This window comes from Paenibacillus contaminans (genome assembly GCF_003285015.1).
Taxonomy (GTDB): Bacteria; Bacillota; Bacilli; order Paenibacillales; family NBRC-103111; genus Paenibacillus_V; species Paenibacillus_V contaminans.
The window spans coordinates 1-23,716 of record NZ_QMFB01000061.1; the positions used below are offsets into that span (position 1 = coordinate 1).

At 52.7% G+C, this 23,716-nt stretch carries 15 protein-coding genes; 14 read left to right on the top strand and 1 reads right to left on the bottom strand.

Annotated elements, in window-relative coordinates; all coding sequences use genetic code 11:
• Nucleotides 1-373 precede the first annotated feature (373 nt).
• From DQG23_RS41195 to DQG23_RS41220, 6 genes are all read left to right on the top strand, one after another.
• Nucleotides 374-2,734 carry a WD40/YVTN/BNR-like repeat-containing protein gene (locus DQG23_RS41195; RefSeq protein WP_113036878.1) on the top strand — a complete coding sequence of 787 codons (2,361 nt, stop codon included), beginning with the start codon at nucleotides 374-376 and terminating at the stop codon, nucleotides 2,732-2,734.
• Nucleotides 2,735-2,779: 45 nt separating this feature from the next.
• Complete coding sequence (locus DQG23_RS41200) at nucleotides 2,780-3,727, top strand: ABC transporter permease (protein WP_238178267.1); 948 nt, start codon at nucleotides 2,780-2,782, stop codon at nucleotides 3,725-3,727.
• An 18-nt stretch (nucleotides 3,728-3,745) separates the two neighbouring features.
• Nucleotides 3,746-4,633: a carbohydrate ABC transporter permease gene (locus DQG23_RS41205; protein WP_113036880.1), complete on the top strand. Its 888-nt coding sequence runs from the start codon at nucleotides 3,746-3,748 to the stop codon at nucleotides 4,631-4,633.
• Nucleotides 4,634-4,976: 343 nt separating this feature from the next.
• On the top strand, nucleotides 4,977-6,581 hold the full coding sequence (locus DQG23_RS41210) for an extracellular solute-binding protein (protein WP_113036881.1): 1,605 nt from the start codon (nucleotides 4,977-4,979) through the stop codon (nucleotides 6,579-6,581).
• A gap of 499 nt (nucleotides 6,582-7,080) precedes the next feature.
• Entirely contained in the window at nucleotides 7,081-9,273 is a 2,193-nt protein-coding gene (locus DQG23_RS41215; protein WP_113036882.1) for an alpha/beta hydrolase family protein, read from the top strand.
• Between the two features lie 5 nt (nucleotides 9,274-9,278).
• On the top strand, nucleotides 9,279-10,190 hold the full coding sequence (locus tag DQG23_RS41220) for a PLP-dependent cysteine synthase family protein (protein ID WP_113036883.1): 912 nt from the start codon (nucleotides 9,279-9,281) through the stop codon (nucleotides 10,188-10,190).
• 695 nt (nucleotides 10,191-10,885) lie between these two features.
• Here DQG23_RS41220 and DQG23_RS41225 read toward each other — a convergent pair.
• A complete protein-coding gene (locus DQG23_RS41225; RefSeq protein WP_113036884.1) occupies nucleotides 10,886-13,141 on the bottom strand; it encodes a helix-turn-helix domain-containing protein in 2,256 nt (751 codons plus the stop codon).
• Nucleotides 13,142-13,441: 300 nt separating this feature from the next.
• On the opposite strand from DQG23_RS41225, the gene DQG23_RS41230 reads away from it, so the two are divergent.
• The 8 genes from DQG23_RS41230 to DQG23_RS43345 all read left to right on the top strand — a co-directional run bounded on the left by DQG23_RS41230 (nucleotide 13,442) and on the right by DQG23_RS43345 (nucleotide 23,711).
• Nucleotides 13,442-14,791: a GNAT family N-acetyltransferase gene (locus tag DQG23_RS41230; protein ID WP_158560963.1), complete on the top strand. Its 1,350-nt coding sequence runs from the start codon at nucleotides 13,442-13,444 to the stop codon at nucleotides 14,789-14,791.
• Nucleotides 14,792-14,810: 19 nt separating this feature from the next.
• Nucleotides 14,811-15,989, top strand: a complete 1,179-nt coding sequence (locus DQG23_RS41235; protein WP_158560964.1) for a GNAT family N-acetyltransferase — start codon at nucleotides 14,811-14,813, stop codon at nucleotides 15,987-15,989.
• Nucleotides 15,990-16,209: 220 nt separating this feature from the next.
• Nucleotides 16,210-18,018: a sensor histidine kinase gene (locus DQG23_RS41240; protein ID WP_113036887.1), complete on the top strand. Its 1,809-nt coding sequence runs from the start codon at nucleotides 16,210-16,212 to the stop codon at nucleotides 18,016-18,018.
• The gene (locus DQG23_RS41245) at nucleotides 18,011-19,570 is read left to right on the top strand and encodes a response regulator (protein WP_113036888.1); all 1,560 of its coding nucleotides are present in this window, start codon (nucleotides 18,011-18,013) and stop codon (nucleotides 19,568-19,570) included. The genes DQG23_RS41240 and DQG23_RS41245 overlap by 8 nt, the downstream gene beginning before the upstream one ends.
• Before the next feature lie 153 nt (nucleotides 19,571-19,723).
• A complete protein-coding gene (locus tag DQG23_RS41250; RefSeq protein WP_158560965.1) occupies nucleotides 19,724-20,629 on the top strand; it encodes an ABC transporter permease subunit in 906 nt (301 codons plus the stop codon).
• A gap of 24 nt (nucleotides 20,630-20,653) precedes the next feature.
• On the top strand, nucleotides 20,654-21,547 hold the full coding sequence (locus tag DQG23_RS41255; protein ID WP_113036890.1) for a carbohydrate ABC transporter permease: 894 nt from the start codon (nucleotides 20,654-20,656) through the stop codon (nucleotides 21,545-21,547).
• 29 nt (nucleotides 21,548-21,576) lie between these two features.
• Entirely contained in the window at nucleotides 21,577-23,379 is a 1,803-nt protein-coding gene (locus DQG23_RS41260) for an extracellular solute-binding protein (RefSeq protein ID WP_113036891.1), read from the top strand.
• A 47-nt stretch (nucleotides 23,380-23,426) separates the two neighbouring features.
• Nucleotides 23,427-23,711 (top strand): hypothetical protein, encoded by a 285-nt coding sequence (locus DQG23_RS43345; RefSeq protein ID WP_113036892.1) that lies wholly within the window; start codon nucleotides 23,427-23,429, stop codon nucleotides 23,709-23,711.
• The last annotated feature ends 5 nt before the right edge of the window (nucleotides 23,712-23,716 follow it).

Here is a 23,716-nt window from a genome sequence, read left to right on the forward strand (position 1 = left end):
ACCATCTTTTGTTAACCGCCTAGATGCTAGGCTTTTTTCAAGTGTCCTTGACAAAGGGTCCAGATCAAAAAGATCGGCGGCTTTTTTTGCATTCGGCAGACGTGTAAGATGCAACCGTCGGTTATGCCTATAATTCGGCGAATCGAGCTTCAATAAACAATCGCACATCATCCATCGGGGAGTCGGCAGCGTGCCGGCTCTTTTTGCCGTTATGCGGCGGGGTGGTCGCTTTTCTGGAAGCTTCACTTATTTTTCAGTTTTCCTAAAAACGATGAAGCTGTCAAAATAGCAGCGATTTATTATGGAGCGATCGTTCCGTACACTTTGAGTATGCCGGGTCTCATACCCCTATCGACGAAAGGAAAGATGCTTAATGGCGAAACAATTGTCGAACCGCCGGGACCGCTGGGAAATTATCGGCCCTGGAGGGGGAGGCGGACAGTTCCTCCCGACGGTCAGTCCGCACGACCCGAACCTTGCGCTGATCGCATGCGATATGACAGGCGCCTACATTACACGGGACGGAGGGCGGTCCTGGAGACATTTTCACTTGCGGACGGTCGTCAGCTCCTTCCGCTTCGATCCGGTAAACCCGGATGTTATTTATGCCGGATCCTCGTCGGCCGGGCTGTTTCGTTCGGAAGACAAGGGAGAAACGTGGAGGCTTATATTTCCCGACCCGGATAAAGTGACGGATGAACGGATGGTGGGCGACCACTCCTCGAATATATGGGTTTCTTCGGATGCCGTATGGCCGGGCGCCGCCAAAATAACCGCCGTCCAAATTGACCGGGAGCAGACGAATCAACTTTACGTGGGTCTTCATATGCAGGGGAGCGAAGAGGAACGCCGCACGACGACGATTTATTTCTCCGTAGACCGGGGGAAAAGCTGGACGGAGCTGTTCAGGGCGAATGGCGCCGCAGTGCACGGCATCCATATCGATACGGACTCTCCGCGAGAGCGGCGCCGGCTGTACGTTTTTACGGATAGCGGCGTTTATACCGCCGATTCCGCATTTCGCGGAGGCGAGCCGGAAGCCGTTGCTTTGCCTCGGCAAGTCCGCGACATCCATCATGCGTGCGCGGCTCGGAATCCGACGACAGGCAATACGGTGTTTTTCTTTACGGCTGCAGCGGAGTGGGAGGAGCAGGTGCTTGTCTCGGGCGTCTGGAAATCGGATGACAAGGGCCAAAGCTGGAAGCCCGTCAATTCGGTCATCAGCCGAAACCACGCAAGTCCGGTAACCAGGCTTCTGCCGGAATTTACACTTCTGGGCGCTTCGGAGCTGGACAGCCGCACGCTTTATTTGGGTGCTGCGCAGTACCCGGAAATTGCGGAGGAAAGCGGTGCAGGGGCAATCATCGAGAGCTGGGGCTTCCTGAAAAGCGTAGATGAAGGCGAGTCGTGGGAGTGGGTGCTGAAGTCCGACAGTCATGTCACTGCGCCGAATTTGAAGGGAAGCTGGGTCGAAAACAACTATACGCCCTCGTGGAACGGAATCGGGCCGAAAGGAATCGCGCCGCTTGGCGTAGGCGTTCACGCTGCGGATCCGCGAATATGCTACGCGACGGACATGGGCTCCACGTACCGGACATTGGACGGAGGGGAAACGTGGGAGCAGGTGTACGCAGACGAGTATCCCGACGGCTCCGTATCGTCCCGCGGGTTGGACGTTACCACATGTTACGGCGTGCATTTCGATCCGTTCGACCGCAGCCATATCGCGATTTCCTATACGGACATCGGATGCTTCCATTCCTTGAACGGCGGCCGCACATGGCGCCATTCGATCGGCGGGATGACGCCGGCATGGGGAAACACCTGCTACTGGCTTGTATTCGATCCCGATGTCAGGGGGAGGGTATGGGGGGCATGGGGAAGCGCGCATGATTTGCCCCGTCCCAAAATGATGCGCTCCGGCCGATTCCGGCATTATGAGGGCGGCGTCGGCAAGTCGGACGACGGTCTCGTTTCGTGGCGCCGATCGAATGCGGGGATGCCGGAAAACAGCGTCACGACGTACCTCGCGCTGGATCCCTCGAGCCCCCCGGGCAACCGGACGCTTTATGCCGCCGTCTTCGACAAGGGCGTTTATAAATCGACGGACGACGGAAACACATGGACGCTCAAAAATAGCGGCATATCGGGAAATTTCAACGCTTGGCGCATCGTCATGCTGCCGGACTCCACCTTGTACTTGCTTGTTGCACGCGGATTGCGAAGGGGCAAAGCGGTCGACGGGGCTTTATACCGCTCTATAGACGGAGCCGAGAGCTGGGAGAGGCTCGATCTGCCGGATGGAGCCAATGCCCCTAACGATCTGGTTTTCGATCCTGGCAATCCGAAACGGATGGCACTCGCCTGCTGGCCGCGGACCATCGACGGAGAAGAGCGCGACGGCGGCGTGTATGCCACCGGGGACGGAGGGGCGAGCTGGCGTTCCATTTTTGACAGCTCCAAGCACGTGTACGGCATCGCAATCGACCCAAACCGGCCTTCCACGATGTTTATCAATACGTTCGACAACGGCGCATATCGCACGGATGACCGGGGAGAAACGTGGAAAAGGCTTAAAGGCTACAATTTCAAGTGGGGACATAGTCCGTTCATCGATCCGTACCGCGAAAACATGCTTTATTTGACGACCTTCGGCAGCAGCGTGTGGCACGGACCCGACCATGGGGACGACGAGGCATTCGAAGACATTTATCCGATCGGCGCCTTAAAGTAAGCCTACAACTGCATGAAAGGAGTGACTGCGGTGTCCGCTACCTCAATGCCGATCCGCCCTCCCGGGAAGCGGGAGCCGGAAGCCCGAAAGAAATTCGTTTGGGCCCGGCTCTGGAAGGAAAGATACGCATTTCTGCTGCTGCTTCCGGGACTCGTCTATTTTATCGTCTATAAGTACGTGCCGATGCTCGGCAATATTATCGCCTTTCAAGACTACAGTCCCTTTACGGGTTTTCTGAACAGCGAATGGGTCGGGCTCAAGCATTTCGCCAAAATATTCAAAGACCAAGAAGTCATACGCGTCCTGTGGAACACGCTGTTTCTGTCGTTCCTGCAAATTGCGATCGCGTTCCCGGTGCCGATTCTCTTCTCGCTGATGCTGAACGAGCTGAGAAACGAACGGTTCAAACGGGTCATCCAATCGATCATTTATTTGCCTCATTTTCTCTCTTGGGTCGTTGTTATCGGAATCGTTACGATTTTTCTGAAAACGGAGGGACTCGTCAACAAGCTGCTTCATCTTCTGTTCGGCATGGAGGCGATATCGTTCCTGCAGGAGCCCGGATGGTTTTTGCCTTTGATCGTGCTGGAGGGGATCTGGAAGGAGGCGGGATGGGGGACGATCATCTTCCTGGCGGCATTGGCCGGCGTCAACCCGAGCTTGTACGAAGCGGCTATCGTCGACGGCGCCAGCCGCTGGCGGCAAATATGGCATATTACGCTGCCGGCGATACGCGGAACGATCGTCATTCTGCTTATCCTGAGGCTCGGCCATGTATTGGATTCCGGCTTCGAGCAAATTTTTCTGATGCTGAATCCGTTTACCATGAAGGTGGGCAACGTGCTGGACACGTACGTGTATTTCAAAGGAATCCAGCAGGCCGACTTCAGCTTCGGCACCGCGGTAGGTTTATTCAAAGGGATTGTCGGTCTGGTTCTCATCGTGCTCGCCAACCGGCTGGCCAAAAAATTCGGCGAAGAAGGCGTCTTCTAGCGGAAGGGAGTTATCGTCATGGTTATTAAGAAAACGCTCTCGGAAAAGGTCGTGGATACGGCAAACGCCTTTCTGCTGGTTGTGATCGCGCTGGTCATGCTTTTTCCGTTCTATTACATCGTCGCGGTATCCTTCTCCTCCTACGAACAGTTTCTGCAATCCGAGCTCTTGCTCTGGCCGAAAACGTGGGTCGTCGATTCCTATCAATTCATTCTGAACTCCAAAGAGTTCATTCGCTCCTTGTGGGTGACCGTCTATGTGACCGTAATCGGAAGCTTGGTCAATTTGTTTATGACGTCTACGATGGCTTACGCCTTGACGCGTAACATTACCGGGCAGCGGTTCTTTTTGTTCCTTGTGCTTTTCACCTTCGTGTTCGGCGCGGGAATGATTCCGACCTACCTGATCGTCAAGGAAACCGGCCTTCTCGATACGTTCTGGGCGCTCATTATTCCGGGAGCCATCAGCTCCTTTAACTTGATCGTCATCCGCCAGTTTTTCCTGAACATTCCGGGCGAGCTGAACGAGGCGGCGCTTATTGACGGGGCGAACGAACTGCAAATTTTTGCGCGGATTATCGTGCCGTTATCGAGACCCGCGTTTGCGGCTTTCGGGCTGTTTTACGCGGTCGGCCATTGGAACACGTACTTTACGGCTATCCTATACCTCAATAATCCGGCCAAATGGACCGTTCAAGTCATCCTTCGGCAAATCGTTATATTAAACGACGCAACGAACGCCTTGGCTTCAGCCGCGCGGGACGCCGCTACATCGGGCCATCAGCCGCCGCCGGAAACGATCGGAATGGCTGCCATTTTGCTCGCTACGCTGCCGATTTTGATCATCTATCCGTTCCTGCAAAAACATTTCGCCAAGGGGGTGATGCTGGGCTCCGTGAAAGGCTGAGCGAGTGAGCTGGCAAGGGGAAACGGATGCCGGACCTGATGCGCCAGAAAGGCAAGGGGAATGCGGCGATGCCGGATCGACGAGCCGGGTGGGTGTAGGCCGGACGGGTAGGAACGGGATGCACTGCGGAAAACCGTTTAAACCAAGCAGGCACGGGAGTGCGGCGATGCCGGGCCGGGCGAGCTTAGACCAGACCGGGAAGCGCTGCAGAGAACCGGATTAGGAACGAGTGCTGGCTATGCGAGATGAAACTGGAAAGAAAGATGAAGAGGGTCCGGCAGGAATTGCAGGAAAGATTGCGAATGGTAACGGCATGGACATTTAATGAACCGGAGGGCTGCATATGAAACGGTTAGTATCGGGCATTCTTGCTGTAAGCTTGACAGGGGTATTGGCGGCATGCTCCAGCGATAACTCAAAAAAACCGGCCGAAAGCGCGGCAGCGGGGACGAACACGAATTCAAATACGAGCCCAAGTACGCCGGCCGCCGAGAATAAAAACAAAAAGCTGACGATTACATCCATAGCCGGCACGTGGTTCAGTCCGGTTCCTTCTCCGGACGGCGAAGGCGTCAAAAAAATCAACGAAAAGTTCAACATCGATTTCAAGCCGCAGTTTGTGCCTTACGACGAATACGAGAACAAGCTGCCGGTTGTCATGGCCGCCGGCGACATGCCCGATATGGTGGATATGGAATCGGCCAATGCCAATTTCGTGAAATGGGCGAAGCAAGGCGCTTTCCTTCCGTTGAACGATTACATCAACAAATACGAAACTTTGAAAGCGGTTCCCAAATACGTTTGGGACGCCGTTACGGTCGACGGGAAAATTTATGCGATTCCGCAATATTTTCCGCTTAAATACGGCAAGAAGCCCATTATCCGCAAAGACTGGCTGGACAATCTCGGCTTGAAAATGCCGACCAACTACGACGAGCTGAAGCAGGTCGCAATCGCCTTCACCAAGAACGATCCGGATAAAAACGGGAAGGACGACACGTACGGCATCGGCATGGCGAAGGATATGGTTTACGGCGCCTGGATGAACGTCGAAACCGATTTGGCCTGGTATCATAAGAACGATCAAGGCCAGCTCATACCGGGCAACATATCGAACGGCTACAAAAAACAAATTCAGCTGCTCGCCGACTTGTACAAGGAAGGGGCGATCCATAAAGACTGGGCGGTTTCCAAAATCGCCGACGTGCGCAAGGACTTTTTTGCCGGCAAATCGGGCATTTTTTACGAGCAGCCTTACGACTTCTCCGAATCGCGGTTTAAATCGCTCAAAGAGCTTCAGCCTACTGCGGACATTGTCGTGATTCCGCCGTTTAAGCAGGATGACGGCCAAACGGGATACGCGGCGCTTCCGGGTTATTATCAGATCGTCACGCTTAACGCAAAGCTGAAGGACGATCCGGATAAGGTGAACCGGATTTTGCAGATGGAGGATTACTTCAGAACGTATATCCCGGTCGATCAGCGCAACCCGCAAAACCCGGATTACGACTGGCAGCAGGGCGGGCAAGGCAAAGCGTACAACTGGGTGGACGGCGTCGCCGTTCCGATCGAGAATACGACGGATCTTCGTCCGACAACGTATGTTACCGACCGCTACTGGGCGCCTAACGACGAAGCGAACGAGCCGATCAAAATGGTGTCGCACGCGATGGCCAAAAACTTCGTGCAGTCCGCGTTCGATACGCTCAAAAATACGAAGTTTTATATCAATCCCGTAAACCGGATTCATTCTCCGGCGCGCGCCGCCAAGGAGTCGGAGCTGAACAAAATATTGATCGAGTACCAAACGAAGATGATCGTCGGCCAGGAACCGATCGCCAATTGGGATAAGATGGTCAACGAATATTTGAGCAAGGGCGGTAAAGAAGTGATCGACGAAGTGAATAAATTGCTGAAAGAATCGGGTATTTCCGGCGAATGGAATTAACCGTTCCGAGGGGGCGGAAGCCCCCTTTTGGAGTATCGGCAAGTATTGGTATGAACGTTTATTTATCCGAATCGTTGCTGTAGTCCGAAAAAACACTCTTGCGTGAGTAGTATAAACGAGGATAAGCGACGTAGTTCGATTTGGCCCGCTTGCAGCACGATGGAATAAGCCGGCTATGCAAAAATGGCGTTTCAAGCAGGCAAAGTCGGACTACAACTGCAGATGCCCGGCAATATTTGCAAATAGTGGGGCAAAATCGACTTGCAGCGGCAGTCAGCGATCATGGGGAAGGCCGGAGTTTACGGAAAGGAAGCACACGTCATTGGCGGAGTTTACATCCTATTTATTATGATTAAACCACGCTGTAAGAACGGATTTTTCATCGGTAAACGTCAGGTGGCTCAAAGATGTCATAGGCGCATCCTTTTCGGGGGATTTGTTTAGGACTGACCGCATGCGTTTATCTTTGGCGGGTTAAACGGCGTTACAGGGAGGGGCTATGAAACGTAATTACTCCAAGCAGGAACAGCTGGCGATGAAGCGGAGAGAGAACAGTTACCTTGACGTTTATCCGGAGATCGAGCGGTATCATCAAAATCCTTTGCTAAGCTATTTGGATCGGCGAAATTTGCAGTATGTGCTTGAAAGAAAGACGAGGGTCAAAACCATTGATACGCCTGAAAAGGCGCAGCGCTATATAGACGAAGTAAGAGCCGGCTTCAAGGAATGCCTCGGGCTTGTGCCCGGCAGTCCGAACGTTCGTGCCGTAGTGACGGGAACGGTAGATAAAGGAGCTTATTTAATCGACTGCGTGTCCATTGAAAGCGACACCGGCGTGTTGATTCCGGCTAATTTTTATTATCCGAAGGGGAAAGCCGAGCGGCTGCCGGCCGTTTTGATGCTGTGCGGGCATGCGCCCGAAGGAAAAGCCAGCGTTACATACGTCTCCTTTTGCGTGGAGGCGGTTTTGAACGGTTTTTGCGTGCTGACCTTCGATCCGATCGGGCAGGGGGAAAGAAAAATCGCCGATCCGGAGAACGGGAGGGGATGGCTGGACGCCGTCGACGCCCATTGTTTGGCGGACCGGAGATTGAGCTTGCTCGGCGAGCATGCTGCGCGTTATATGATGAGCGACAATATCAAGGCTCTCGACTATTTATTGACTCGAATAGAAGCGGATGCGGAGCGGATTGCGGTAACTGGCAATTCGGGAGGAGGCAACATGTCCGCTTACATGGGGGCTTTTGACGAAAGAATCAAAGCCGTTGCCCCAAGCTGTTATATTACCGGTTTTCGGCCCATGCTCGGAAAAATATTGGCACAGGACGCGGAGCAGTGCGTTCCCGGAATAATGGAGAAGGGATTGGACATAAGCGACTTGATAACGGCCGCCGCGCCGAAGCCGTATATGATCGGCTCCGCATTGTTCGACTTTTTTCCGATCGAAGGCACGCGGGACAGCTATATCGAGGCGAGAAAAATGTACGCGCTGCTTGGCGCGGAGGAGAATTTGGATATTTATGTGTCGCTGCGCGGGCACGGTTTTTGGTTCGATACGCGTGCGAAAGTGCTGTCGTTTTTTTGCCGGCATTTCGGCGTCGATTTCGCGGAGGATAAAGCGATCGATTATGAGGCTCTCCCGACGGAGAGCGAGCTGTTCAGCAATCAAAACGATGCGTTTGAACGGCGGCGCGCTTCTTACGGCATATTGGACTACGTCCGGGATCAAGCGGCCATCCGAACGAGCGGAGCCGGTCTAAGCAGTCGGCATTCCGATATGCCGAAACGCGACAAGGTGCTTGCAGCGCTGCGGATTAGCGCCGACGAGCTTCAAGCCCAAATCATCGCATCCCAAGCGGCGGAATGGCCTTTGGCGCATGTTTCGGCTGCTGCGGGGCCGCCAGGTGACGAAAAGCCCATATCGCAAGCAGCGGGCTTAACCGGTCGGGCCGAAGGAGAGTCGCTCGAATCGCAAGCAACGGCTGCCGGGCCGTCACACGCAGCTGGCGCTCCCGAGTCGTCCGAAGGCGAACCCCCCTTTCCGCAGCACCTCAAAGCGAAGCTCTTGACGTTCCAGGCCGAGCCGGGCATGCCCGTTTACGGGACGCTGCTCGAGACGGGGAAGTCCGATAATTCGGCCGTTCTGGTTCACATCGGGGAATGGGGCGAAGACAGCGGCAAGCTGCTGGAAACCGGATACGCCGCCATTCTTTGCGTGGAGCCGCGCGGCACGGGGCGGGGGAAGCCGGATCCGCGAAGCTCGTTCGGCATGTTCGACGTCGAAACGGCGATCGGCTACCATGTTCGGATGCTGGGCCAAACGCTGCAGGGAATGCGAGTGCTGGACGCGATAGCCGCAGTACGCATCATGCAGGCTTATCCGGGCATTCAAAACCGTCCGATCGCCATTTACGGCAAAGAGGAGCATGCGCTTACCGCCCTGTATACGGCCGTTATCGAAGGCATTCATGAAGTACGCGCCAAAAACATGCTCGGCTCCTTTCGTTATTTCCTGGAAAATGACAGCGAGAAATGGGGGCCGTCCATATTCCTATCCGATTTATTTCGTCACTTCGACGTTGAGGAGCTTGTTCGGACCTTACCTCCGGGAAGCGTGCGGATTGACGGCATGGTCGACCATTTGAAACGTCAAATAAGCGGGAACGACCATGAAGGGCGGGGATCGGTATAAACAAGATGCATGATGGCGCACACAAGACGATCGGCGGCACGCCGATGGTCAAGCTTTCCCGGTTAACCCGGGGACTTGAGGGCAAAATAGCGGCAAAACTGGAATATTTCAATCCAGGCTTCAGCAAGAAGGACCGGATTGCTTTGCAAATCATCGAGGAAGCCGAACGGGACGGAAGCCTGCGGCCGGGTCAGCCTGTCGTGGAGTTGACGAGCGGGAATACGGGAACGGGACTGGCGATCGTTTGCGCTGTAAAGGGGTATCCGTTCCTTGCGGTCATGTCCAGAGGAAACTCGACGGAAAGGGCGCGCATGATGAGAGCGCTCGGGGCAAAGGTTGTGCTTGTCGATCAAGCCCGCGGTTCCGCGCCCGGTCAGGTTTCCGGGGAAGACTTGGCGCTGGTGGAGCTGGAAACGCAGAGGATCATCCGGGAAATAGGTGCGTTTCGTGCCGACCAGTTCTGTCTGCCGGGCAGCATTCATGCGCATGAATGCCATACGGCGGAAGAAATGTGGGAGCAGACCGGCGGGGATATCGACGTTTTCCTCGACTTCGCGGGCTCCGGAGGAACGTTCGCCGGCTGCGCCCGACGGCTCAAGCGGTATAAACCCGAAATCCGCTGTTATTTGATCGAGCCGGACAATCCCAATCATAAAATTCAGGGCGGCGGCTACGGCATGGAGCTGCCGCTCATCGATCCGGATACGATTGACGGTTATATCCAAGTATCCGATCAAGAAGCGATGGAAGCCGCCCGGCTTCTTGCGCGCAAGGAAGGAATTTTCGCGGGTTTTTCCTCGGGAGCGAATGTGGCGGCTGCGCTGAAGCTGCTTCAAGGAGCGGAGCGGGGCGCGACGATCGCGCTGACCGTCAACGACTCCGGCTTGAAGTATTTGAGCACCGATCTGTACGATTGACCGTAGTCAACGAAGGGGCTGAGCGAGGGCGGGACCTGCCATTGTTGTCAGGTTAAGCGGCTTCAGTCTCCTATATGATTGTTTACCTATAGTTCTGAGGGGAGCAACCGCATTCCAATAAACAGGGAGACCTGCTCTTGCTGGAGTCCGATTTTGCCCAATTGTAGCGAGAATGCAAGCGCGGTGTAGAGCTGGAATCAGGTTTTGCCCAATTGTAGCGAGAATGCAAGCGCGGTGTAGAGCTGGAATCAGGTTTTGCCCAATTGGAATGAGGTATTTTCCTAGGGATATGTTAAAACAGCTCTCGAAGTGGGTTTTATCGGACTGGAGCAGAAGATAAGGGCGATATCGCTGCTCCAATTGGGCGAAATCGAACTGCGGGAGCCGCTAACTTGTCAATGTAGGCGAACAGAGAGGCGTTTATCAAGCGTAAAGACTTTGTAACCGGCCCGCGCAGTCGACTCGGGGGACAGGAGTTACAGCAACCGGCCTGTCGTCGACTCAGGGAACGGGTGTTGCTGCAACGGCCGGCCGTCGACTCAGGGGAACGGGTTTTGAGGCAACCGGCCGGCCGTCGACTCAAGGAACGCGTTTTGCAGCAAGCGGCCCTCCGTCGTCTCGCGGAACGCACTCCGCAGCATTCCGCCAGCCATCATGCTGCGGAGCAGCGTGCCCGACGTGCCGGTCCTACGGGATTACCGGCCTTCGTTGACGATTTCCGCTTTTCGGAATTCGCTGGGCGTAACGCCGGTAAACTTTTTAAACATGCGGTTGAAGGAATTGATGTTCTGGTAGCCGACCTGCGCCGCGGTTTCCTGAATTTTGATGTCGGGCAGCGCGAGCAGCTCTTTCGCTTTATTGATCCGCACCGAATTGACGTAATCGACGAAGTAGACGCCCGTTTTCTCTTTGAAATAGGTGGACAGGTAGCTGCGCGTAATGTTCAATTTATCCGCCAAAATGTCGAGCGTAATATCTCGATCGTAGTGCTCCTTTAAATAGTCATGTACAAACTCGATGATATGGTCACGCTTTTCGACCTTATCCCTAATGCTTCGGGCGGCGATAGGGAGCAGCTCGCAGAACAGCTTTTCCAGCTCGGCGAAGGAGTGGCACGTCGTCAGCTTTTCCTGATAATGCTGCAGGAAGCGGGTATCGATGCTGCGGGCGAGCAGCGTATTTTGAATATGATGGAGGAGGCTATCTGCAAATCCGGCCACCTGAAGAGCGGGAGCGTCCTTTTTCTTCAACTGGTTCAGCATGCGGACTACGATCTGCAGCAAAAGGTCGTCGTTAGCGTTGATCAAATGAGTATGAAACTCGGATTCCTGCGGCGGCGAAAGCAAAACGTTCGTTTCCTTGAACGTCCCGGCTTCGTATATGATCTGCGTGCAGTCGTTATATTTCCGCGTTTTGAGCAGCTCGAGCACGCTTTTGTAGGCCGCATTCAAATCGTTGGAGCGCGAGCTGACGGCGATGGTCAGGAAGCAGTAGTCCTTTTCCAGATCGAGCACCTGCTTGATCGTATCCAGAACGCCGGTCATATCGATTTCGCCGCCTTCCGCCGAAACGATCGATAAAATTTGATCGTTCTCCATCTGGAACGTGAGGGAGTCCTCGTACTTGCCCAGCATGACATGATTGATATATTCGGTAATGTAAAATGTCGCCCGTTCCTCTTCCGCTAACAGCTCCTTATGGAAGCGGGTTTTAAAAGCGAGCTGAAACAGCAGCATGACAAATGACCGGTCGCCCGGGACCAGGTCCTGCAGATCGTTCAAATTGCTGCGGATTTTTTTCAGTTTATTCGTATAGGCGTAGTACCGGAGCAGCGATGTTTTCTCGGCCAAATCTTGATGAATGTCGTGATTCGCTTGCAGAAAGTGGCTGACCTTCTCGTGGATAAAGGCGAATTCTTTAATATCGCTCTTCCATGACGTTTGGACGTTCGGCGCTGCAAGGGAGTCGACAATCCGTTTGACGGGACGGTTGAGCTTCATACTGAACAGGAGGGAGACGATAACGCTAATGACAATGGACAGGATGAGCAGAAAAACGAACGTAAAGTTCCAGCCGATTTCCGAGTAAATGTGTTCGTCGGGAATGATGTTGACGTAGGTCAGCCCTGTCGTTTCGCCTTTTTCGTAAAAATAATAATTTTTGCCTTCCTTGATAAAGCCCTTCGGATCTTCGAAGTCCGGCAATGCGTCGATGTCCGTCTGTCTGGAAGAGAAGTACGATTGATGATCGCCGTTCAAAATATAAAAGTTGTCATTGATGGAGCGGTGAAAAGCCTTGTATATCTTTTGGGCGTCGATCATCGCGACCGCATACATATCGGCGTACATTTTGTTTTTGACGACAATGGGGATGAGCGTTCTTTCATTGCTTTTCCGCCCCTCCCAATCGACTTCGGCAAATACGGAGGAGGGCAAAATCCGTACTTTATACTGCTCGTCGAATTGTTCTTTCCAGAACGCGTAAGGGTACGAGGGATTATTGTTGTAGCGCGAAAACATCGTTACCGCGTCGTAGCCCCTGCTCTTCTCGAGCGCGAACGAGCTGCCCTTGTATAGGAGGAGCAGGTTATCGAGATACAGGAACGGATTGGACAAGAAATGCTGGATATCGTCGATCAATGTGGAAGCCGTGTAATAGTCGAAACGCTCGGTGTTGATCTGCTGAACCTTATCTCCGAGAGAGAACGTCAATACGGCTTTCTGAATCAGCTCGAACTGGTTCTCGTAGCTGGAGGTCGTATTTCGCAGGTTCAAGGTGTTGTACTTGATGATGTCCTGCTTCATGCTGTCGCGATAAAACACGACGGAAAAGATGATGAACGAACCCAAAAGCAAGATGATGATCAAAAAACTGGCCAGCAGCCTGACAAACAAGGAATGCGAGGTAAGCCCGATCCTGCGAAGGACGGGCCGTCCGTCCAACAATCTCATTCTCGTATCACCTACTTGACGTAATCATCTTGAGGAAAGCGCTTACTATAAGATTCCGTATGAGACACTTGTTTTCCTTTAAAATTTGCGTACTTTTCAGAAACCTTACCCCTTTATTAAAGCATGACTTCATGTCTTTAGAAATGATCGATTTTTTGGATGCTTCACTTTTTTTTCACATTATGAACAAAAGCTTAACGAGTCATAAATATGATCGTTTCGCTTAGGACTGCTGTGGGATACTGTATACTTAAACGAACGATAGGCCAACTTGAGGACGGGAAAGCGGGGGATTCCGGAATGGAGATACGGCACATACGGCCGGAGGAAGTCGAGCAAGCGGTAAAGTTGACGGATTTGGTTTTTCGAAGCAGGGATCCGGATAAAAAGAGCTATGCGGAATCGCATCCGCTCGTTTTTGCGCCGGGGCTGGGACAATCCTTCGGGGTTTACGAGGGCGGCAGACTCGTCTCGTTTATCGGCTTGGTGCCGTCCATCGTGAAGATCGGACCGGCTGCCGTAGCGTGTTATTCGATCGGCGGCGTATGCACGCATCCGGACTATAGGGGGAAGGGCTACGCGGAGCATGCGCTTCGCGCGGTGACGGAGCACGTCGAGCAAGCAGGCGCCTCGCTGCTGCTCGTTTCGGGAGAACGCGGCTTATATTCGCGGGCTCATTGCTATCCGTTCGGGTCCGTTAGCCGTTTGACGCTGAAAGCGGGAACGGTTGAGCAAGGCGGAGATCACGCTTTGCCGCGATCTGAGGTTTCCGCGGGCACAACTTCCGTAGATGCGGCGTTAGCGGGTACGGCGCCCGCAACTGCAACGTCCATAGACGCTTCAGCAGGCACGGCATCGGCAACCGCAGCGTCCATAGACGCAGCATCTGGTGCGGTATCGGCAGGCACGACGCCCGCAATTGCGGCGTCCGCAGGCGTGACGGCGGCCGGCGCCGAGCCGCGGGACGGACTGACGATCCGGGAAATGCGGGATACGGACTGGCTGCGCGTTCGAACGGCGGCTGCCGGACGTCTGTGCGCTTTCGAGCAGAGCGTTTGGGATCTCGCTTTATTGCTTCGGGCCGAGGCGGCGGGTACGGTCCGGAAACAATCCTATAAGCTTCTGATCGCCGAACGCAATGACGAGATGCTCGGTTATGCCGTTATCGGCATCCCTTATGCGGGAGCGGATTCCGAAGCCGCCGCGATCGAATGGGCGGGAGACGGCGGAACGGTTGCGGCGCTGCTAAGAGAGGCGCTCTCCCGTTACGGATTGGCGACGCTGAGCGTCCCCGTTCCTTGGCATGAAAAGGAGCTGCTGCAGGAGCTTTCCGGTTCGTTGGCGGCAGCCGAAACGAACGGCGGGACGGTAAAAGTCATCTCGCCGGAAAGGCTGCTTCGGCAGCTGCTGCCGTACTTGCAGCATAAAGCGGGAGACGCGGCGGGAAGGCTTCGTTTTGAAACGGCCGGGAATGGCCGTGTGCTCGTAGCGCTCGCGGAACGAAGCGCCGTTTTGGAGCCGTCCGCTTTCGTATCGCTGCTGTTCGATCCCGAGCCGGCCGTCGGCATCGAAGACGACAAGCTGAACTTGGCTTTACGAAAGCTTTTCCCCGTCCCTTTTCCGTACACATATGGACTCAACTACATTTAGCATAAAGGGGGCCGATGTCATGATCAGGCAAATAACCGCCGATGAAATCGACCAATGCATGGAATTAACGGAAGTCGCTTTTGCCGTCAATTTTACGGAGCAGGAGCTTCGGGAGAGGCGCGCGCAAATCAAGCCGGAGCAAGTATGGGGGTATTTCCTGGACGATCGGCTGGCGGCCCAGATCGCCGTTCTGCCGCTCCAAATTTACTTGAACGGGCAATTATTCCCGATGGGCGGAATTGCTCAAGTGGCGTCTTATCCGGAAATGCGGCGGCAAGGGATGGTAGGCCGGCTGCTGGCTCGCGGACTCGAAGCGATGAGGGACAGCGGTCAAACGATATCGTTCCTGAATCCGTTCTCGTATTCGTTCTACCGCAAATACGGGTGGGAATATTTCTCCGAGGTGAAATCGTATTCGCTGAAGCTTGCGGATCACGGCAAATTTCAGGCAGCGGAGGGGCATATCAAACGGGGAAATGCGAACGATTGGGAGCCCGTTCATCGGGTGTACGAAGCGTTCGCCCCGCGATACAACGGCATGCTGCATCGCGACGAAGCATGGTGGCGGCGGCATGTTTTTCGCAGAAAGCTCGGCAATATGGCGATTTATTATAACGGCCCGGGAGAGCCTCGCGGCTATATGCTGTATACGATCAAAGACAGATTCATGGGCATTCACGAGATGATTTATTTGGATGAAGACAGCCGCAGAGGGCTTTGGCATTTTGCCGGCAATCATGATTCGATAGTCGAAGGCGTATCGTGCAGCGCGCCTGCGGACGACGGCTTTATGTTCTCGCTGCGCAATCCTGATGTGAAGCAAGAGCTGACCGCATTTTTTATGGTGCGTATCGTTGACGTTCTGGCGTTTATGAATCGTTTTCCTTTTGCATCGGGAGAAGACAGCGTGGAATTAACGATCCGTTTGACTGACGAGCATGCGCCGTGGAATCAAGGAACGTTCCGGCTGAGCGTGGATGCGGAAGGGAAGGCTATTGCGGCAAAACTGGAGGGTTCGGAAAGTCTGGATGGTGAGGGCGTCACCTGCGACATTCAAGCCTTTTCGTCCATGATGATCGGTTATCGGCGGCCTTCCTTCCTGCACGAAATCGGAAGATTGTCGGGGAGCGGAACGGAAATCGAGAAATGGGAACGCATCCTTCCGAAACGGACGACTTACTTGACCGATTTTTTCTAGAGGAGACGCTTGCGGGTAAGTCGCGGAGCGCAGTGATTTTCGCAGCGTTTGTAACCCGACGTCCGTACGGAGAATGCGATGATAGGTAGGGAGCCGGGAACGCGCCGAACTAGAAATAGTCTCCGTTTTTAAACGGGGGCTATTTGTTTTTGTATCGAATTATGTTGAACTTTAAAGAAAAATAGAATATATAATTATTCTTACAAGCGGATGGACGGAGGTGAGACGGCTGCTGCGAAATATTTACTTTACTTTTTTCAAACGGAAGTTTTTTTCTCGCATCCTGCTTACGAATATATTGATCATCCTCGTATCGCTCGGCATTCTGATCGTTACCGTCTCCGAAAACATTACCAAGGACACAAAAGAGAAAGAGATCAAGTTCAACACGCAAATTCTTAACGGGATCAAAACGTATTTCGAAGCCAAGCAAAGCGTAGTGAAAAAGATCATCCAGCAAATGTTTTTTGACAGAACGACCTATTCGTATATTTTCGATTTGGTGGAACAGACGGAAACTCGGGAAGCGGAATTCCGCGAGAAGAAAGCGAAGCTGGACGCCTTTCTAGTATCCGCCTTTGCTGGCGACCCGGATATTACGAGCATTTCCTTGTATCCGAACAAGACAGGGTTATTCCAGCCGTATTTCATCAACAAATGGGGGGGAGCCCGCGAGGTGCCGGCGGAGGAGGAGTTGTGGCTCGAGCGGATTACCGACGATTTGAGCGGAGTCGTCGTGACGCCTTCCTACGGGCAGCGTTTGCCGGGGGCGGCGGAGAAGCGGGTTTTCGCGGTGGGCTCGAACGTCAGGAGCCGGGATTTGAACATGAATGCGGGCAAGCTGCTCGTCCATTTCGATGCGGCGTCGCTTCGGTCTTCTTACGCGCAATATGAAGATGAAATAAAAGGAACGATACTCATTCTGGACAAAGAAGGGGAGCTGATCTTCGATTCTTCGTCGCGCTACGAAAAGCCGATTCCGGAACTGAACGATATCGTCAACAAAAATATGAAGGAATACCAGAACGACAACTATATCGTAAACATGCTGCAAACAAACAACGGCTTTACCGTAGCCGGCGTTATGCCGAAAAAAGAGATTTACAGCTCGATCGAAGCGATCAAAGCGGAAATTTATAAGATCGGCCTTCTTTGCGTCATCTTGTCGGTGCTGCTGAATACGGCAAGCATGCAAATCTTTTCGCGCAGAGTGAAAGCGCTTCTTCATGCGATAAGGCGTCTCCCCAAGCTGGATCTGCTGCGTCCGGTAGTGGTCAAATCGTCGGGGGATGAAATCGGGCAAATCGCCGAGCAGTTCAATGTGATGCAGGAGCGTCTGATCGAGTACATCAACAAGGTGTACGTCGCGGAGATCGATAGTAAAAACGCTACCCTTGTAGCTTTGCAGTCCCAGATCAATCCGCATTTTCTCGCCAACACGCTGGAATCGATCCGGATGAAGGCCATAACCGACGGAAATAGTCAAGTAGCGGACATGATCTATTCGTTGTCCACGATGTTCCGTTACGTCATTTTGAAGGACGGGATCGTCACGCTCAAGGATGAGCTCTCTTATTGCGAGATGTATTTGAAAATTTTTTCTTACCGGTTTGCGCATCAGCTTATCGTGCGGATTGATGCCGAAGACGACATTTCGCATTATGCGATCGGCAAGCTTTTGCTGCAGCCTCTTATTGAAAATAGTATGGTGCATGGCGTCGATCCCGAGAAGGAGACACACTGCATTCATATTCGGTGCCGGAAAACCGACGTAGGCATCAGAATCGGTATCGAAGACAACGGGAGAGGAATACCACCGGATAAGCTGCAGTCGATTCAAAAACAATGGAGCAAATCGGCGGCGCCCGGCGGGGACAAGCGTATCGGGCTGCACAATACGAACGAGCGAATCCGCATGCTTTTCGGTTTGCAGTACGGCCTTCGATTGGACAGTGAAGAGGGACAAGGCACGAAGGTTACGCTTGACATTCCGGCGCTGACGAAAGAGGAGATGAATCATCATGTATAAAGTGCTGCTGGTAGACGATGAGCCATTCATTCTCGAAGGCTTGAAGCACATTATCGATTGGGAGGAGCACGGCATCGAAATCGCCGGACAAGCGACGAGCGGCGAAAAGGCGATCCGGTTCATAGCGGAGCATCGGGTGCAGATTTTGCTGACCGACATCCGTATGCTCGGCATTAGCGGCTTGGACGTAATCCGGCATATTAAGGATAACGGATTGGCTATCAAATGCGTGATTTTGAGCGGGTATAACGATTTCGAGCTTGTTAAAGCGGCGGCGGTGCTCGGTATCGAAAATTATTTGTTGAAGCCCGTCGATCAGGAAGAGCTGTCGATTACGATGCAGAACATCGTCAGCAAGCTGGAGCAGCACCGGAGCGACGAGGAGCAGCGCATCCATATGCGGGAAGCGATTTCCGCACTGAAGGACAACGTGCTGTTTCGGCTCTCGACCGATCGGATCAGCATTCAGGAGCTGCTTAATAAAGCGTCCTTTCTCGACATGGAAGTGGAAGCGGAAAGCTACAGGGCAGCCATTATACGTAGATGGGCCGAAGAGGAAGATGCGCCGATCCATTACGCAATCCGCAACATATGTGAAGAAATAGCACTTACGCGAGAAGCGGGTTTCGTCTTTGAAAATTTCGACGGCGACGAAGCGATCGTGCTGTTTAGGGGAAGCATGAATGCATTGACCGGCGAGCGAACCGGAGCGATTCTCGAGGAGATGCTGTCCGGCATCCGTTCGTATTTGAAGCAGGACGTATTCATTACCGTCGGGCACGGCGTGAAGTCGCTGCCTCAGGTGCATGAAAGCTATAGGGCCGCAAAGGACTTGCAGGACTATTCGCTGGTTTATCCGGCTAACCGCATCGTCGTTCAAGAGACGGTCGAGCGGAACCGGAGCGAAATCGACGGTATCGTCCATTCCGGCATGGAGGACTTGAAGCGGGCGATGTCGCTGATGGATAAGGAAGAAGCCGCGGATAAGGTCCGATCGTTGTACAGCCGGCTTGAGATGTCGGGTGAAGCTACGCCCGAGCTCGTCAAAAGCGTCACAATCGAGGCGGTGTATCAGCTGATCAACGGCGCAAGAACGAACGGAATCGGCGCGGAGCATTTGCTTTCCGGCAATGAGTGGAGCTTGCGACTGCTTAAGCTGAGGAAGCTTCAGGATATCGTCGATCAAGTCACACAATTGGCTCTGCAAATTATCGACGGCTCCGACTCGCAGCAGGCCGTCAAAAATCCGTACGTCGAAGAGATGCTGAACTATATCGAACGTAACTACAGCAAGGAGATCGGTCTTCAGACGTTGGCGCTGGAGTTTCACATCAATGCGGCTTATTTGGGCCAGATGTTCAAGAAAGAAACGGGACAGCTGTTTTCCGCCTATTTAAACCAAATTCGGGTTAATAAAGCGAAGGAACTGCTCACGCAAACCCATATGAAGGCGAACAAGATCGGCCAAGAGGTCGGTTACGGCAGCTCCGATTACTTTTACAAAATATTTAAAAAGCTGACAGGCGTGTACCCGTCCGAATATAAAGGCTAAACCGATCTCAGGGATATTCCCATAATGAGGTCGGTTTTTTTTAAGTTTTTCCGGTTGAGAGGAGTTTTCGAAGGCGCTTACAATTAGGGTGTACGAAAGACAACCAACCAAATCGGGGGAATGCACGATGATTTGCTGCTGGAGGAAAAAAGAATGATCAAACGAATAAACAGTACCCGCTTGCAGCTCGCGCTGATGTCGATTCCGTTCATGCTGCTAGTATTTGTATTCAACTACGTCCCTTTGTTCGGCTGGGTGATGGCGTTTGTCGAATATATTCCGGGGCTCCCCATTACGGAGAGCAAGTTCGTCGGATTGAAATATTTCGGGCAGGTTTTCAGCTATGGAACGGAATTGTATACGGCGCTGATCAACTCGCTCGTGCTTGGTCTTCTGAACTTTCTAGTGTCGCCGATTCCGATGATCGTCGCGATTATGCTGCATGAAATGAGAAGGATGCGCGTACGCAGGAGCGTTCAGACCGCGATTACGCTGCCGAATTTTATATCGATGACCATCGTATACGCCGTTTTCTTTTTCTTCTTCTCTGTGGACGGGGGGCTCGTCAACGATTTTCTGCTGCGAATCGGCCTGATCAGCGAGCCTTTCAATTTGTTGGGCAACGAGGGTGCAACGTGGGTGTTCCAAACGTTTGTCCTGATCTGGAAAACGGCCGGATGGGGCGCGATCATCTACCTGGGCGCGATCAATTCCATCGATTTGCAGCTGTACGATGCGGCAAGTGTTGACGGAGCGGGCCGGTTCAGGCAAGTGCTGCACGTGACGCTTCCGGGTCTGATGCCGACCTTCATGATTATGATGCTGCTGGGCATCGGAAATTTGCTGAATTACAATTTCGAACAAATTTACGTATTCCATAACGCCCTCGTACACGACAAAATTATGACGCTCGATTATTACATCTACCTGATCGGTCTTGTCAAATTCGATTTTTCATTTTCGACCGCAGTCGGCTTGTATAAAACGCTGGTCAGCCTCGTATTGCTGTTCGTAATCAACGGGGTGATCAAGAAAATATACGGATACTCGATCATTTGACGCCGGTAAAGGAGGGACAGCCGCTTGAAGCAGCATGACAGCCTGTTATACAAGACGTTCACCGTATTCAATTATTTATTTTTCGCGCTGCTTGTTTTGATTTGCATTTATCCTTTTTATTACATTCTTATTTATTCCGTCAGCATACCGGAAGAATCGGCGAAGGGCGGCATCTATTTATGGCCGAAAGGTTTTACCCTGACGAGTTATATCAAGGTGCTAAGCGCCGACGGCGTTGCCCGTTCGTTCCTCGTATCGGCCGCAAGAGTCGTAATCGGAACGCTCGTTACCCTCGTATGCTGTTCGATGTTCGCTTACGTGCTGACGCATAGGAAGCTGGCCTATCGCCGGCTCATGTACCGGATGACGCTAATCACGATGTACTTAAACGGCGGCATTATTCCGATGTACATTTTGATGAAGGAAATCGGTTTGAAGGATAATTTTCTCGTTTATATTCTGCCTACGGCAATCGTTCCTTTTTATATCGTCCTGCTGCGCGCCTATATTTCCTCGCTGCCCGATTCGCTGGAGGAGTCGGCGATGATAGACGGCGCGGGTCCGTTTACCGTATATGCCAAAATCATCATGCCGCTAAGCATGCCGGTGCTGGCTACCGTTATCGTATTTTCGACCGTCAATCAGTGGAACTCCTGGGTCGATAACTTTTTCTACGTGTCCGATCCGAAATTGAAAACGTTCCAGCTCGTGCTGCTTTCTTATCTCACCGACCAGACGTCGAATATGATGGCGCTCTCCTCCAAAACGGTCAGAAGCAACGTTACGGTTATGGAGGTTACGCCGACTTCGATCCGGATGGCCATTACGATGATCGCAACCTTGCCCGTATTGTTCATTTATCCGTACCTTCAAAAGTATTTTATATCCGGCATGATGGTCGGCGCCGTGAAAGGCTGAAAGGCTTAAACAGGTTGTATTCCATAAGGATGGTTCATATACAACGCAGCATTCAATCGAGAGGAATGATGACATTGTTCAAGGGGAAAAAAGGGGTAAAAAGCGCAGCTCTTATACTGGCGGCCCTCACGATGGCCATTTCCGGTTGTTCTTCGGGCGGCAAAACGAATGACCCGGAGCAGCCAAGCAGCACCGGCACGCAGACAGCGAAGGAGTCGGACAAACCGAAGGAAGAGCCGGTTGAGCTGACGATCTCGACTCCGCCGTTCGAGAAGAGCTTTCCGCCGGGCTTCCAGGACGATCCGGTTATGAAGGAAATCGAAAAGAAGCTGAATATTAAATTGAATATCATTCCGGCCAATGCGGTCGGCGACGTAAACGCCAAATTTGCCGCGCAGCTGGCGAGCGGCGATTTGCCCGATATTTCCTGGATCCCATCAGGCGAATTGATTGCCAAGGTCATTGCCGCCAAGGCGGCGCTTCCGATGGACGATTACTTGGAGAAGCACGCTAAGCACATCGTGGAGGAGGCTCCTTTTCGGATCGAATATTCCCGGAAAATGCTGAGCAAGAGCACGGACGGGACAACGGACGGCAAAGTATATATAATGGCCACGGGCGGCGACTCGCAGTCCGATCCGGTCGAGGTTCAGGTGGCGCCGTATTTGCGCTACGATCTGTGGGAGAAGCTCGGCTTTCCCAAGCTGGAAACGATGGACGACTATTTGCCGGTGCTGAAACAAATGATGGAGCTTGAGCCGACCAATGCGGACGGCAAAAAAACGTACGGCGTATCCGCCTGGTTCGGAGACAGCTGGGGAGATTGGCCTTTCAGCGGCGGGTTCGGGATGTTTGAAGGCAAATCGTTGGTAGGCAACTGGGGCGTTTACGACATGGAAACGAAGGAGATTACTCCTTACTTGACCGACCCCGATTCCTACTTCTGGAAAGCGGTTACTTGGTACAATAAAGCGTATCGTTTAGGCGTGCTCGATCCCGATTCGTTTACGATGAAATGGGATAATTATTTGGAGAAAGCGAACGCGAACCGGTTGTTTTTGGGCTTTGCGCAATGGACGATCGAAGGCGGACGGAAAGCGTTCCAGGCAGCCGGAACCCCGGAGAAGGACTATTTCCAAATGCCGGCCCCGAATAAACTGGACAAATACATCGTCAGTTATTCGCTGCCGCAAGGATCGTACAATTTCTTTATCAGCAAAAACACGAAGCACCCGGAGAAAGCGGTGGAACTGCTCGATTTCCTGATTTCCTATGAAGGCACACGGCTGATCGCCAACGGCGTAGAAGGCGTGCATTGGGATGCGGTTAACGGCAAGCCGGCGTACAAGAAGGAAGTGCTCGACGGTTTAAAGAACGATGCGGATTACAAAATCAAAAGCGGTATTTACAAATATCATAACTTGGCACGGGGTTGGGACATTATCGATCCAAAGTTCAATATTCCGATTTACTACATGTTCCAACCGGAATATGTCAAGGAACGATTGTCGGCGGCGCAGAAAAAAGGAGCGGAGCACTTCAACGTGGAGCTTCCTGCCGATTTGTATATGAAAAAGAAGGTTAAGTATCTGGATACGTCGTTCACGATGGATTTGCCGGCCTATACGGAAGATGCGAGCGTTAAGGACGAATTCACCAAAATCGAAGCGAATCTGCTCACCTACGTGAGAAACAACCAGATTAAAATCGTGGGAATCAAAACGGAAGAGCAATTCGAGGCGCAGAAAGCCAAGTTCATCGAAGATGTGAAAAAAATCGGCGCAGACAAAATGATGCAATGGTATAAGGACGCGATGGCAAAGAAAAAATGACGCACGACCGTTTATAGTATTCCGCCAATCGGGAGTTTGTCCGTCCCTTGCATAAGCCGGGTTTGAGGGCTGACAGCCGGCGTGCGACCGAGCAGCGCGTGCCGGGGGCGGGGCAATGTTGTCAGGTTAATCCGCTCATAGCCAGCAAGTTGCATGGAAAATGTACAGTTATTTTTGGCCAAACGGTGATGGAAAAAGAATTACCTGTAAAAAATGCAGGTAATTCCACCGAATTCGCCCGAAATGAGCGTTTGCTAGTAAATTACATGCAGTTTTTCAGACTGTTTAGAAAGTACCTTTTTATGCAGCAAGGAGGGGGCCACGCATCATGAAATGG

Bases quoted from the DNA above. Each gene is read 5' to 3' on its own strand.
- DQG23_RS41195 (WP_113036878.1), top strand. From the start codon at position 374: ATGGCGAAACAATTGTCGAACCGCCGGGACCGCTGGGAAATTATCGGC.
- DQG23_RS41200 (WP_238178267.1), top strand. From the start codon at position 2,780: ATGCCGATCCGCCCTCCCGGGAAGCGGGAGCCGGAAGCCCGAAAGAAA.
- DQG23_RS41205 (WP_113036880.1), top strand. From the start codon at position 3,746: ATGGTTATTAAGAAAACGCTCTCGGAAAAGGTCGTGGATACGGCAAAC.
- DQG23_RS41210 (WP_113036881.1), top strand. From the start codon at position 4,977: ATGAAACGGTTAGTATCGGGCATTCTTGCTGTAAGCTTGACAGGGGTA.
- DQG23_RS41215 (WP_113036882.1), top strand. From the start codon at position 7,081: ATGAAACGTAATTACTCCAAGCAGGAACAGCTGGCGATGAAGCGGAGA.
- DQG23_RS41220 (WP_113036883.1), top strand. From the start codon at position 9,279: ATGCATGATGGCGCACACAAGACGATCGGCGGCACGCCGATGGTCAAG.
- DQG23_RS41225 (WP_113036884.1), bottom strand. From the start codon at position 13,141: ATGAGATTGTTGGACGGACGGCCCGTCCTTCGCAGGATCGGGCTTACC.
- DQG23_RS41230 (WP_158560963.1), top strand. From the start codon at position 13,442: ATGGAGATACGGCACATACGGCCGGAGGAAGTCGAGCAAGCGGTAAAG.
- DQG23_RS41235 (WP_158560964.1), top strand. From the start codon at position 14,811: ATGATCAGGCAAATAACCGCCGATGAAATCGACCAATGCATGGAATTA.
- DQG23_RS41245 (WP_113036888.1), top strand. From the start codon at position 18,011: ATGTATAAAGTGCTGCTGGTAGACGATGAGCCATTCATTCTCGAAGGC.
- DQG23_RS41250 (WP_158560965.1), top strand. From the start codon at position 19,724: ATGATCAAACGAATAAACAGTACCCGCTTGCAGCTCGCGCTGATGTCG.
- DQG23_RS41260 (WP_113036891.1), top strand. From the start codon at position 21,577: ATGGTTCATATACAACGCAGCATTCAATCGAGAGGAATGATGACATTG.